Consider the following 13,299-nt stretch of genomic DNA (forward strand, 5'->3'; position numbering starts at 1 on the left):
CAATAGCTAGCCGGCGGCGCCTGGAAGTAAGTCTGAACAGGCTCCAGGTTGGATCCCGAACAGCCTAAGTCGGGAGATCAGGGATGAAGTTCCTTGAGCAAAAAACATATAAATCACCTTTAACACGATATTGAAATGTCTCTTCGTCAACAACTCCGCGGAACCGGAGTAGCGTTAATTACACCTTTTAATTCCGATGGCTCCATCGATTATGACGCTTTTGAAAAAGTGATCGATCACGTCATCAACGGCGGCGTAGAATACGTCGTAGCCCTGGGCACCACGGGGGAAACGCCCACCCTCCATAAAGAAGAAAAGATCGCCCTGGCCAACTTTACGTATGATAAGGTAGCCGGAAGGGTACCCGTCGTAGTCGGTATCGGCGGTAATAACACGGCTGAACTGGTGGAAGAGCTGAAAAGCTTCCCCCTGGACAAGGCAGTGGCAGTGCTTAGCGCGAGCCCGTATTACAGCAAACCCTCCCAGGAAGGCCTGTTTCAGCACTATAAAGCGCTGGCCGGAGTCTCTCCGAAACCCATACTCCTTTATAATGTACCCGGCAGGACGGGCCGGAACCTCAACGCGGCGACCACCATCAGGCTGGCAAAAGAGGTGAAAAATATCGCAGGCATCAAGGAAGCGAGCGGCGACATGGCCCAGTGTATGGAGATCCTGCGGGACAAACCGGCTGATTTCCTGGTCGTCAGCGGCGACGATGCCCTCACCCTGCCCCAGGTTGCCTGCGGTATGGAAGGCGTCATCAGCGTGGCTGCCAATAGCTTTCCCCGCCTGTTCACGGATATGGTGCGGAACTGCCTGAAAGGGGATTTTAAAGCTGCTAAAGAGCTGAATGATAGGCTAATACAAGGGTACGAGTTCCTTTTTGCAGAAAACAACCCGGCGGGGGTCAAGGCTGCCATGGCGGAGCTGAAGCTCATCGGCAACTATCTTCGTCTGCCAGTGGTGCCGGTCAGCGCTGGATTACAGCAAAAGATCAAGGAATATGTGAAAAACTTGAAATAGGTCGTAACCAACTGCAACTAGTTTCGGGTCTCCTAGCCAGGGGGCCCGTTTCATTTTAAGGATGGCACCTGTTATTTTATTTCAGCGGAACTGAGCCGGTATTCGGATTTGTTGTAAAATTTCTCGTAAGAGAGTGAAAAATAGGGTTTAATGGTCATCAGGACGACCTTATTGGGCACTGATGTCATGGCGCTTTCCACATTCCAACGGAATTGAGGTTCCGGAATGTCCAACAGCTGCTTATTCATTTTACCATCCGGGGCAATGGTGAGACAGGCCAGTTTGTTGCTTTTGTATTCCTTTCCATAGATCAAGAAACGTTTAGTGATCGCCGGCTCCGTATTTTTTTTATCGTCGTAGTAGAACAGATGGATCTTATCATGGTCGCCGGCAACACAAGCGGTACCGATGGTAATGACACGATCTATCTCTTCCTGCCATCTGGGTATGACATTGAACCATTGGGGCTTGTTATCCCTGTCGACTTTCAGAATATACAGATCTCCTCGTTGCGGGTAGTTGATGGTACCAGCGGAAGCCGAGGCTCCAACGGGACCGGTGGGTGTAGAAAAGGTGTTCCCAAATGGCATGATCTGTCCGACATTACCCGTACCGCTCAGACTCCGGTAAAGTGCATTACGCTCCAGCACCTGGATCCCAGAACCATCAGACAGTGTGAAAGTCTTTATTAACGCCACGTCCCACGTCAGCCATTTCTTTTCGATATAGCTTGTTATGTCGGGAGACTGCGTCATCAGGCTTTTCAAATCCACCTGTTTGATATCGGAATATTTCTTTTGTACCAGGTCATAACTGCCACTGACAAAAGCACTAAAGGCCTTATCCTTCTTGCCTTTTAGCTGGAAGGCAGTCATAAATAGCTGGTTTTTCCGGGGCACGAGCGTAAAGTTCCGTAACACGCCCGCCGGCAATCCTGCCAAAGGAGTGGCGCTGACCTTCCCTTTTGTATCAACCTGGAGCAAAGTATAGGCCCACGGTCTGAAGTCGTCCTTCTCCGTCTTGACCATGTAGCCTAAGAGTATAAAGAGCCCTCCATCGTCCGCCTGCACGACATGAAAAGGTGTGGCTTGATCCCTTGGTCCGTCGACAGTATATGAAAAGGCTGCTATTTTGTTCATTTGCTGGTCAAGGATAGCACCCTGCAGCCGTGTGTTCTTCTCTTTATAATAGTATTTTTCCGTCACCAGGAAATGGGATCGTTTATCTGCCGAACTGCCAGATGAAAAATTCACATCGTTTTCCTTTTGCTCCAGATTGAACAACATGGTGGCCGGACCGACCAGGGTCCCGTTCTTATCATTGATCTCATACCGGGAAACGTCGCCTTGCCCATGGGTGGCAAAGAGAAACAGCCGATCTCCCGCATACATGACTGTTTGATTTTGCAGATGTACAAGCTCCGGGATTTTGCTGGTATACCGAGCAGTGAGGGTAAGCGGGTCAAAACGCGTGGCCGTGACTGGTTCTTTATCGTCCACAAAATGAAAGACTAAATCAAGATAATCACCATCCGGGCAGGCCAGCAGCTGATGCAGGGGGCCGCTGGTCTCGGTAGTCGATTGATGGAGGGTGATTTGCTGGGCATAGACCTGTGAGACAAGAAAAAGACTTGAAAAGGCCAGTATGCAGGCTTTAGGGAGTGGATTCATATTCTGAATAACGGAACCCAAAGAATTTCATTGTGCCTTGCCCCCCGGGAGGGCGATATTACACCCTATAAGTCACTCCCTCCAAGGCCAGGTCGGTATTGGGGAAGATCTCTCTTGCCTCCAGCTCGAAAGCCAGGAGCTTTTCGTATTTGGAGCTGAAATGCCCGATGATCAGCCGCTGTACCCCTGCCTGTTCGGCCACGGTGGCAGCCTGGGCAGTGGTGCTATGGAACCTTTTACCGGCTTGTTCGGTGAGATCCTTTAAGTAGGTGGTCTCGTGATAGAGCAGGTCGACCCCTTTTACGCTGTCGATGATCCGGGGGTCGAAGAGGGTGTCCGCTGCATAGGCATAAGACTTGGCACGTGCGGCGGGCTCGGTGACCCAGCCGTTCTCCACCAGCTGCCCATCCTTGGTGAGGTAGCTTTCGCCCCATTTCAACCGATCGAAAAAAGCCGAGGGCACCCCATAGTGGCGGGCTTTATCGGGGTTCACCCGCCGGAAAGGCCGGATCTCCCGGAATCGGAAGCCCCAGCATTCAATGCGGTGGTATACGGGAAAACAGCTGACCTCGAATTTTGGCTCCCTGACGATGACCCCCTCCTTCGTCAAAGGATGGAAATGCAGGGGATAGGGCAGCTGTATGTCGGCCACCTTCAGCTGCAGCTCTATTATGTCCTGCAACACGGGCGGGGAGTAGATATTCATCTCCTGCGACCGGCCCAGGAGGCCCATGCTGGTGAGCACGCCTATGAGACCGAAATAGTGATCCCCGTGGAGATGGGATATGAAGATGTGATTGATCTTACTGCGACGGATCTTGTACTTGGCCATCTGCATCTGCGTCCCTTCCCCACAGTCCACCAGGAAGATCTGGTCCTCCATCGTGACCACCTGGGCAGTGGGATGACGGTCGAAAGCGGGTAGAGCAGAGTTATTGCCTAAAATAGTGACGGCCAGCATTACGCGATTTTAAGGTTACGATCCGAGTATAGACGAAGGTCAAGGCCAATCCGCTGCTTTTCCTTCTCAATTATTGCATTCAACCAGATTATGGATATAACCTCTAACGTACGTCAAAACCGTTGAATTGTGTGTAAAATATTTCCCCTGTACGATTGGCCAAACAGATTGAGATGGATCAGCAAAGGATATAGATTACATATTTCCCACTGTTCCCTGTGATTCTCAGGGAAAGGATAGTGGTGGGCATAAGCTTCATAAAACGGCCGCTCAAACCCACCAAAAAGGGTGGTCATGGCCAGGTCCACGCTTCTATGCCCATAATAGACTGCCGGATCGATGAGCACGGGGTGATTATGCTCATCACACAGGAAATTGCCGCTCCACAAGTCGCCGTGCAGGAGGGCGGGAGGCTCCTTTGGAAAGATATTGTCCAGCGCCTTATACAGGCGTTGGAATTGCTGCAGGTCCCGGTGGTCCAGCAAGCCTTTGCCTATGGCGAGGCTGATCTGCGGTTGCAGCCGCTGGTGGATAAAAAAGTCTACCCAGTCAGGGGAGCGCGTGTTGGATTGAGGCAGGGCGCCCATGTAATTCTGATGCTCCAGGCCGAACGAAGGGGCTGTTATGCGATGAAGAGCTGCCAGCTGCTCGCCGAAGCGCTGCCAGAAAACATTGGTGCGCAAGCCTTCGCCGATCCATTCCAACACCAGCACTTGATCCTGGTCAATATTTTCGCAGGCAATGACCCTGGGTACGCGTATTGCATTAGTTGCCTCCAATAAGGCCAGTCCCTGCCTTTCCAGGACAAATAAATCCGGAAACCGGCCGGCATCGTTTATTTTACAGAACCATTGCCGATTGCTGCTTGTTGTAATATGATAGGTGGCGTTGATGGAGCCGCCGCCGATGGCCCGGATTTGCAGGGGGCTGGCAATGTCCACACCGGCAGAACGGGCTAGTACTTCAGTAAGCGTAGAAGAAATTCCGAGAGACATTGTGCGGGTTGATTTTGAATCACTTCTGACTTTCTGTCTTGAAACCGAGATTGCGGATGGCTGCGTCCTGAAAAGTTCGGGTTACGAGGAGCCTGAACACGTAACAGACACACAAACAATTACTTACCTATAGATCGGGGTCATTCAGCAGCTCTCTTTCCAGCTCCTCCATTTGAACAATATCCCATGCTTCACTTTCGGTGGGGGTGACATTCATCATCTCCATCAATCCATTGTCCTCAAGGCTTTTTTCCACTGCCGGCGTGAGCTCGCAAACAACGAAGGAAGAGCCTGCATCGTAGAAGGACTGCTGGATACGGACCAAACACTCGGCAGCAGCTTCGTCCAGGTTTTGGGTGTCTTTTAAGATAAGCACCACGTTTTTAACTTCCTTTTGGAGGATGGGGTTTAAACACTGTTCGAGGTCCGCTGTCATATTAGCAGCAATATTGGATTCGTTGATCGTAATGGCATGAAATTTTTCCTTGGTATCAATTTTGACTTGCATAATACTTAAATATTATTAACGGCCGTTAATAAAACAGCGGAAACAGAAGTCAAAAATATTCGTTATTATTGTATAAAGCTCAATAACTTAAAAATGGATAACAATTTTTCAGCCCAGGTAAAGGAGATCATATCTTTCAGTAGGGAGGAAGCGTTGCGTCTGGGGAACGATTTTATCGGTACGGAGCACTTATTGCTGGGTTTGATACGTGAGGGTGATAATACAGCCGTCCGCATCTTGAAAAGTTTCAATGTGGACCTGTATGAGTTGCGCAAGGAGGTGGAAATGGCAGTAAAGGACAAGACCGGTAAGAACATCGCCAATATCAATAGTCTTCCCCTGACCAAACAGGCGGAGAAAGTTATACGTGTGACGGTTTTAGAAGCGAAAGCATTGAAAAGCCCCACTGTAGAGACTGAACACCTGATGCTCTCTATATTAAAGAACAAAGAAAACATAGCAACTCAAATCTTAAATCAATTTGACGTGGATTACGACTTGTTCAGAAACGAATTAGGTGTTGTTAAAAGCAACGACATCCGGAGCGAATACGCCGAAGAGAACGACGACGATTTCGACGAAGAAAAGAAGTATTCCCAGCAAAAAGCCCGGTCTGCGGGTAATGCCAAGAGCAAGACCCCTGTACTCGATAATTTCGGCAGGGACATCACGCGGCTGGCTGAAATGGGCGCACTTGATCCCATCGTCGGAAGGGAAGAAGAGATCGAAAGGGTATCCCAGATCCTTTCCCGTCGTAAAAAGAACAACCCGATCCTCATCGGGGAGCCTGGAGTAGGTAAGACTGCCATCGTGGAAGGTCTTGCACTCCGCATCGTACAGCGCAAGGTCAGCCGGGTGCTGTTCGACAAACGCGTTATTTCCCTTGACCTTGCTGCCCTGGTAGCGGGTACCAAATACCGTGGTCAATTCGAAGAGAGAATGAAGGCGATCATGAACGAACTGGAAAAGAACCGTGACGTGATCCTCTTTATCGATGAGATCCACACGATCGTCGGCGCCGGCGGGGCCAGCGGATCGCTGGACGCCAGCAATATCTTCAAACCTGCGCTGGCAAGAGGTGAGCTGCAGTGCATCGGCGCCTCTACATTGGATGAATACCGTATGTATATCGAGAAGGACGGGGCTCTTGACCGCCGCTTCCAGAAAGTAATGGTAGATCCCCCCAGTGTAGACGAGACGATCCAGATACTCAACAACATCAAATCGAAATACGAAGATTACCATAATGTCACCTACTCTGATGACGCTATCGATGCGTGCGTGAAGCTGAGCGACCGCTATATGACGGACCGCCTGCTGCCCGACAAGGCCATCGACGTATTGGATGAAGTAGGCGCCAGGGTCCATCTGAAGAACATCAATGTTCCTCAGAATATCGTCGACCTTGAAAAGAAGATCGAAGATGTGAAGAATGAAAAGAACAAGGTGGTAAAAAGCCAGAAGTTCGAAGAAGCCGCCAGCCTGCGGGACACCGAAAAACGTCTGCAGGAAGACCTGGAGAAGGCTAAGAACGAATGGGAAGAAGAAAGCAAGCACAAACGCTATCCCATCGATGAGGAAAATATCGCTGAAGTGGTCAGCATGATGACGGGTATCCCGGTGAAGAGAATGGTGCAGGCTGAGAGCGAGAAACTCCGTAACATGTCTGTCGACATGCGCGGCATGGTGGTAGGACAGGACGAAGCCATCCAGAAAGTGGTGAAGGCCATCCAACGTAACCGGGTAGGTCTGAAAGATCCCAAGAAGCCCATCGGCACGTTTATATTCCTTGGCCCCACGGGGGTAGGTAAGACCGAGCTGGCCAGAGCCCTGGCACGCTATATGTTCGACTCGGAAGATTCTCTCATCCGGATCGACATGAGTGAATACATGGAGAAATTCACGGTCAGCCGCCTGATCGGAGCGCCTCCGGGATATGTAGGATACGAAGAAGGCGGTCAGTTAACCGAAAGAGTCCGTCGCAAACCGTACTCTGTCATCCTGCTGGATGAGATCGAAAAAGCTCACCCGGATATCTATAACATCCTGTTACAGGTGCTGGATGACGGTCAATTAACAGACGGTCTGGGTCGTAAAGTGGACTTTAAGAACACCCTGATCATCATGACCTCGAATATCGGAGTCCGTCAGCTGAAAGACTTCGGCGATGGTGTGGGTTTTGCCACGGCTGCCCGTACGCAAAATGCGGACGAGAACAACAAGGCCGTCATCGAGAAAGCGCTGAAACGTACTTTCAGCCCCGAATTCCTCAATAGGATCGACGACGTGGTGATCTTCAACTCCCTCAATAAGGAGCATATCTTCTCTATCATCGACATCCTGATGAAGGGCGTGCTGAAACGTCTGAATACCCTGGGCTTTACCCTGGAGTTGACGGAAGACGCCAAGAACTTCATCGCAGACAAGGGATACGACGCACAGTTCGGCGCCCGTCCGCTGCACAGGGCCATCCAGAAATACCTGGAAGATCCCCTGGCGGAAGAGATCCTGAACATGAGCATCAAGAACGGCGATGTGTTGGTTGCTGATCTTGACGAAGAAAAGACGAAGATCAAATTCACGCTGAAAGAAAAGGCAAAAGAGAAATCTGAAGCTTAAGCGTATATGGCCGGTGTGACCACCGGATAAATCATACAGAGGCTGTCTCCATTTTACGAGACAGCCTCTTTTTTTTGTAAATTGGCGGCGTATATGGAAGGAAAAACGATCATCATTACTATCGACGGCTGGAGCTCTACAGGGAAGAGCACGCTTGCCAGACAGCTGGCGCGCGACCTGAAATACAAGTATATTGACAGCGGCGCCATGTACCGCGCTATTACGCTCTATTTCCTCCGTAATCATGTCGACTGGACGCAGACCGGAGCTGTACAGAAAGCCCTTCAGCAGATCAAGCTGGAGTTTGTCGCCAATCACAAATCCGGTCTCTCGGAAATGTGGCTCAATGGAGAAAATGTAGAATACGTCATCCGTGACCTGGTAATTGCCGAGAAGGTTAGCGAGGTGGCGGCCGTCAAGGCGGTGAGGGAATTCGCCGTGGCGCAACAGCGGAACATGGGTAAGGATAAAGGTATCGTCATGGATGGCAGGGATATCGGGACCACTGTTTTCCCCGATGCGGAGCTGAAGATCTTTATGACGGCGGATGAATCGGTGCGGGTGCAAAGAAGGTACAAGGAGCTCTTCCAGAAAAATCCCAATGTCACCCTGGAAGAAGTAAGGCATAACCTGGAGATGCGGGATTATATCGACTCACACCGGAAAGTAAGCCCGCTTCGGAAAGCGGAGGATGCCGTGGTGCTGGATAATTCACATCTGACGATGAAGCAGCAGCTGGAGATTGCGCAGCAGTGGACGCGGGAGAGGCTTGGATAAGCCCCGATCTGTTAAAGTGCCCTATTCGCTTCTCAAACTTTTCACCGGGTTGGCCATAGCCGCCCTGATCGACTGAAAACTTACAGTGACCAGGGCGATAGATACGGAAATCAATCCGGCAGCTATAAAAATACCCGCACCTATGTCAATACGGTAAGCAAAATCCTGCAGCCATTTATTCATGATCAGCCATGCAAAGGGGGCGGCAACTAAAATGGCGATCACTACCAATTTGAGAAAGCTGGAAGACAAGATGGTGACAACCTGCATTACCGTGGCACCCAATACTTTTCGGATGCCTATTTCTTTTATACGTTGATGTGCTGCCAGGTGGGCAAGACCAAACAAGCCCAGACAGCAAATGGCAATGGAGAGCATTGTGGCCATGGTAATGATCTCCTGCCAGCGTTGCTCCTGCTGATATTGCTTCGCGTTCAGTTCGTCTACAAACTGGTATTGATAAACAGCCTGCGGGATCGCCGCCTTATAGGCTTTTTCCAAGGCTGCCATCCCTTCTTTTTGACGGCTTTTCTCCAGTTTCACCAGTATACTGCCACCAAACCAGCTGCTCATGAACATTACCATAGGCTTTATGGGCTCTCTTAAAGAGCCAACATGAAAATCTTTTATTACGCCGATGACGGTCTTCGGTTCCTTATCAAAATATTCATCTGTCTTAAGCCGTATGCCAATGGGGTGTTGAAGCCGGGCTGCTTTTACAAAAGCTTCATTTACAATAACGGAATGGCTGCTGTCATTTGGGAATGAAGGTGAAAAATTACGGCCTGCCTTAAGCGGGATCCCCAATACGGATAAATAATTCCCATCAATTACCTTATGGATCGCTTCGACCGTGCGATCCTCTAATTTTACCTCAAAGGAGCTTTCCCCGCCGCCTAAAGACACTGCCTTTATAGCTGGCGACTTTGCCAGTTCATTCCTTATGAATCGATAAATGGGCGTGACCGCCCTGTCCCCGGGAATCTGCGTTAGTATTACCTGATGCGGATCGTATCCCAGGTCTTTGGTTCGTATAAAGTTCATCTGTTTGTAATAAACCAGCGTAGCTATCAATAAGAACACGGCGAGGGAGAACTGGAACACTACCAAGCTTCTTCCGAAAAAATTACGACCGGATAGTTTTTGTTTGTTATACAGTACTTCCTTTGCGTTGAAGCCTGACAGGATCCGGGCGGGATAAACGCCGGTAAACAGAGTAACAACGGAGAGGATAGCTATGAGCGTAGAAAGCAGCTGTCCATTGAAGGAATCGATGATTAAAATGTGCTTGTTCGTTAAATGATTAAAGACGGGCAATGAAAGTGTTGTCAGCAGTACGGCAAGCATAAAAGCAATTACACATAATACGGCGGACTCGCTGAGAAACTGCAGGATGATCTGAGAACGGCTGCCACCTGTTATTTTTCTTATGCCCACTTCTTTGGCCCTTTTCAAAGAATCTGCAATACTGATATTGATAAAATTGATGCTGGCCATTAAGAGGATAAAAACAGCGATGGCCATAAAAAGGTAAGAGAAAACAGGGCTGCTGCCGTTGACAACGCCAGCCTCCAGGCCCATTTCCAAAGGATGCAAATGCATGTCGGTGACAGGTTGCAAGCCATAACTCATTTCGGGATCGAAGCCATAGGTCTTTATGTTCTCCGAGACCTGATCTTTGGCATAGAGGGAATAGATCCTGTTAAACTTTTGAATGACGGCATTTTTATCTGCATTTGGGCGGAGCAACACGAAAGTACCCAGGTATGCATTAAGCCATGCCTTGTCCTCAAAGGAAAGCTGCATGAATTTCATGGGCAGAAGCAGATCGAATTGAATGGATGAGTTCTCCCTGATGTTTTTTGCCACACCGGTGATCAGCAATGGTTTGCCCAGGCGTTTTGCGGAGGGATCTGCGTCCAGCTGAAGCTGTTTGCCAATGACATCCGTACTGTTAAAGAGCCTTATAGCAGCGGATTCGGTGATAACCACCGAATTAATATCCTTCAAAGCTGTCGTAGGATCTCCAAGCAGCAAAGGGAAGGAAAAGATGTTGAAAAAGCTTTCGTCTGCAAACAAGAGCTTAAGATGAAGGCTTTTATTATCAGTCATTACGTCCCCGGAAATATCACCCCCCATCACCCTTACATAATCCGATACCTCCGGCACTCCTGCCTTAAAAGCGGGACCCTGTACCTGGCCTGTTCCGCCACTGATGGATCTCCTGCCCCCTTTTTTGTCCAACATGGACGTGGTAATGCGGTAGAGATCAGGATTTTTTAGATGAAAGCTGTCAAAGCTCGTTTCATCTTTCCAATACAGTACGGCCAGCAGTACACAGCAAATACCCGCCGCCAACCCAATAATATTAATGGAGGAATACAATTTGTTCTGCCGGAGGTGCCGAAAGGTGATTTTTATGAACCCGATCATGGGTGGCTATTTAGGTATTACAATATAAGACAAAAAACCCCGCAAGACGCGGGGTTTGATTGTTTAGACTTTAACCTATTGGGGCCTTCGACCACTTTTTAGCGCAAGAACAACATTTCGCGGTATTTCGAGAGCACCCACTCATTGTCGTCGACCAGCAGTTCCAGCTTGTCCACGGAATAGCGGATCTCGTCGAAGAAGGGCTCTTTCACCTGGCTGTTGTAGGCAATGGCCTTGGTGCGGGTGTCGCCGATGGCGTTGGCGATCTTGCGGGCCTCGATCATCTTTTCCACCAGCGCGCTGACCTTGCTGATGTGCTCGGAGATCTTTTCCAGGATGGTTTTCTGATTGGAATAGGCGCTGTCCTTCAGGCCCAGTTCCTTCAGACCCTTGATATTTTCAATCAGTGTATTCTGATATTTGATAGCAGCCGGGAGGATGTGGCTGGTAGCCAGCTCACCCATGACCCGGGCTTCGATCTGAACGCGCTTGATATATTTTTCCAGCTCGATCTCGTGACGGGCTTCCAGTTCGATGTGGGTGTATACGCCATTGGCTTCGTACAGGTGCTTGGCCTTGTCGGTGACCATTGCATCCAGGGCCAGCGGCGTGGTGCGTACGTTGGGCAGACCGCGTCTTTCGGCTTCATGATGCCATTCTTCGCTGTAACCGTCGCCTTCGAACAGCACTTTTTCGCTGCTGACCACGTATTCGCGGATCACGTGCATGATGGCTATTTCTTTCTTGTCGCCTTTCTCGATCAGGGCATCTACATCCTTTTTGAATTTCTTCAGGGTTTCAGCCAGGATGGTGTTGACGGCGATCATCGCGTTGGCGCAGTTGGCGTTGCTGCCTACGGCACGGAACTCGAACTTGTTGCCTGTGAAAGCAAAAGGAGAGGTGCGGTTGCGATCCGTATTGTCCAGTAACAGCTCGGGAATGCTGCGGTGAAGGTCCAGCTTCAGGATGGCCTCATCCTGCTCGTCGAACTTATCACCCACTCTTTCCTTCACGTCAGCCAGCACCTTGCTCAGGTACTCACCGATGAATACTGAAATGATAGCGGGAGGAGCTTCATTGGCACCCAGGCGGAAATCATTGCCGGCAGAGGCGATGGAAGCTCTCAGCACGTCGGAGTAGTCATACACCGCCTTGATGGTATTAACGAAGAAGGTGAGGAACATGAGGTTGGTCTTCGGCGTCTTGCCGGGAGCCAGCAGGTTCACGCCTGTATCCGTGGCCATGCTCCAGTTGTTGTGCTTGCCGCTGCCGTTGATGCCAGCGAAAGGTTTTTCATGCAGCAGTACGCGCAGACGATGGCGGCGGGCTACACGGTCCATGACGTCCATCAGCAGGATGTTGTGGTCAACGGCTACGCTGACCTCTTCGAAGATAGGAGCGCACTCGAATTGTGCAGGAGCCACTTCATTGTGACGGGTGCGCAGGGGAATACCCAATTTATAGGCTTCCTGCTCGTAGTCACGCATGAAGGCATAGATCCTTTCAGGGATGCTGCCGAAATAATGGTCTTCCAGCTGCTGGCCTTTGGCGGGAGAGTGACCGAATACGGTACGGCCGCTGAGGACCAGGTCGGGGCGGGCATTGAACAGCCCTTCGTCGATGACGAAATATTCCTGTTCCCATCCCAACGTGGCAGTAACCTTATTGACGTTCTTATCGAAATAATGACAAACCTCTACAGCTGCCTTGTCCAGGGCCGCCAGGGCTTTCAGCAGGGGCGCTTTGTAATCCAGGGACTCGCCCGTGTAGGATACGAAGATAGTGGGGATACAAAGGGTCTTGCCGGCTCCGATCTCCATGACGAAGGCGGGAGAGGAGGGATCCCATGCCGTATAACCACGGGCTTCGAAAGTGGCTCTCAATCCTCCGCTGGGAAAGGAAGAGGCATCGGGCTCCTGCTGGATCAGGGCGGCTCCGTCAAATTCTTCGATTGCCGTACCATCGCTCTTTATCGTAAAGAAGGAATCATGCTTTTCTGCGGTGGTTCCCGTAAGCGGCTGGAACCAGTGTGTGAAGTGGGTAACACCTTTCCCTTCCGCCCATTGCCGCATGCCGGAGGCGATCTGGTTGGCAACAACACGATCAATTTTCTTACCACCCTTGATGGATGCGAGTAAACTCTTATAGGCCTCGTCACTTAAAAACTCACGAGCGGTTTTCAGCGTGAATACATTCTCACCAAAGATAGCTGTGATCTTGGTAGAGCCAGGTAGCTGGCTTTCTGCGGTGGTAGTCAAATTGTCGATGGCTTTAAATCTTAATGATGACATGCTGTAAAGTTTTAGCGAAACT

Annotated in this window: 9 protein-coding genes; 3 read left to right on the forward strand and 6 right to left on the reverse strand. The window is 50.1% G+C overall.

Annotation, left to right across the window (positions count from 1 at the left end; genetic code table 11):
* Positions 1-135 precede the first annotated feature (135 nt).
* Positions 136-1,023 (forward strand): 4-hydroxy-tetrahydrodipicolinate synthase, encoded by an 888-nt coding sequence (gene dapA, locus Q4E93_RS16115; RefSeq protein WP_303586888.1) that lies wholly within the window; start codon positions 136-138, stop codon positions 1,021-1,023.
* Positions 1,024-1,094: 71 nt separating this feature from the next.
* On the opposite strand, the gene Q4E93_RS16120 is transcribed toward dapA, so the two are convergent.
* From Q4E93_RS16120 to Q4E93_RS16135, 4 genes are all read right to left on the reverse strand, one after another.
* The gene (locus Q4E93_RS16120) at positions 1,095-2,693 is read right to left on the reverse strand and encodes a hypothetical protein (RefSeq protein WP_303586890.1); all 1,599 of its coding nucleotides are present in this window, start codon (positions 2,691-2,693) and stop codon (positions 1,095-1,097) included.
* A gap of 58 nt (positions 2,694-2,751) precedes the next feature.
* Positions 2,752-3,654 carry a ribonuclease Z gene (locus tag Q4E93_RS16125; protein ID WP_303586892.1) on the reverse strand — a complete coding sequence of 301 codons (903 nt, stop codon included), beginning with the start codon at positions 3,652-3,654 and terminating at the stop codon, positions 2,752-2,754.
* A gap of 113 nt (positions 3,655-3,767) precedes the next feature.
* Complete coding sequence (locus Q4E93_RS16130; RefSeq protein ID WP_303586894.1) at positions 3,768-4,649, reverse strand: fructosamine kinase family protein; 882 nt, start codon at positions 4,647-4,649, stop codon at positions 3,768-3,770.
* Positions 4,650-4,776: 127 nt separating this feature from the next.
* On the reverse strand, positions 4,777-5,157 hold the full coding sequence (locus Q4E93_RS16135; RefSeq protein WP_303586895.1) for an STAS domain-containing protein: 381 nt from the start codon (positions 5,155-5,157) through the stop codon (positions 4,777-4,779).
* A 93-nt stretch (positions 5,158-5,250) separates the two neighbouring features.
* Between Q4E93_RS16135 and Q4E93_RS16140 the strand changes: the two genes are divergently transcribed.
* Both Q4E93_RS16140 and cmk read left to right on the forward strand, forming a co-directional pair.
* Positions 5,251-7,776: an ATP-dependent Clp protease ATP-binding subunit gene (locus Q4E93_RS16140; RefSeq protein ID WP_303586897.1), complete on the forward strand. Its 2,526-nt coding sequence runs from the start codon at positions 5,251-5,253 to the stop codon at positions 7,774-7,776.
* A gap of 93 nt (positions 7,777-7,869) precedes the next feature.
* On the forward strand, positions 7,870-8,553 hold the full coding sequence (cmk, locus tag Q4E93_RS16145; RefSeq protein WP_303586899.1) for a (d)CMP kinase: 684 nt from the start codon (positions 7,870-7,872) through the stop codon (positions 8,551-8,553).
* 21 nt (positions 8,554-8,574) lie between these two features.
* Here cmk and Q4E93_RS16150 read toward each other — a convergent pair whose 3' ends face one another.
* Positions 8,575-10,986, reverse strand: a complete 2,412-nt coding sequence (locus Q4E93_RS16150; RefSeq protein ID WP_303586900.1) for an ABC transporter permease — start codon at positions 10,984-10,986, stop codon at positions 8,575-8,577.
* Positions 10,987-11,084: 98 nt separating this feature from the next.
* Entirely contained in the window at positions 11,085-13,277 is a 2,193-nt protein-coding gene (locus tag Q4E93_RS16155) for a glutamine synthetase III family protein (protein ID WP_303586902.1), read from the reverse strand.
* Positions 13,278-13,299: the final 22 nt, after the last annotated feature.

This window comes from Flavitalea plasmicola (assembly GCF_030546645.1).
Taxonomy (GTDB): domain Bacteria; phylum Bacteroidota; class Bacteroidia; order Chitinophagales; family Chitinophagaceae; genus Puia.

Coding starts and splice junctions, on each gene's coding strand:
- dapA (WP_303586888.1), top strand. CDS start 136: ATGTCTCTTCGTCAACAACTCCGCGGAACCGGAGTAGCGTTAATTACA.
- Q4E93_RS16120 (WP_303586890.1), bottom strand. CDS start 2,693: ATGAATCCACTCCCTAAAGCCTGCATACTGGCCTTTTCAAGTCTTTTT.
- Q4E93_RS16125 (WP_303586892.1), bottom strand. CDS start 3,654: ATGCTGGCCGTCACTATTTTAGGCAATAACTCTGCTCTACCCGCTTTC.
- Q4E93_RS16130 (WP_303586894.1), bottom strand. CDS start 4,649: ATGTCTCTCGGAATTTCTTCTACGCTTACTGAAGTACTAGCCCGTTCT.
- Q4E93_RS16135 (WP_303586895.1), bottom strand. CDS start 5,157: ATGCAAGTCAAAATTGATACCAAGGAAAAATTTCATGCCATTACGATC.
- Q4E93_RS16140 (WP_303586897.1), top strand. CDS start 5,251: ATGGATAACAATTTTTCAGCCCAGGTAAAGGAGATCATATCTTTCAGT.
- cmk (WP_303586899.1), top strand. CDS start 7,870: ATGGAAGGAAAAACGATCATCATTACTATCGACGGCTGGAGCTCTACA.
- Q4E93_RS16150 (WP_303586900.1), bottom strand. CDS start 10,986: ATGATCGGGTTCATAAAAATCACCTTTCGGCACCTCCGGCAGAACAAA.
- Q4E93_RS16155 (WP_303586902.1), bottom strand. CDS start 13,277: ATGTCATCATTAAGATTTAAAGCCATCGACAATTTGACTACCACCGCA.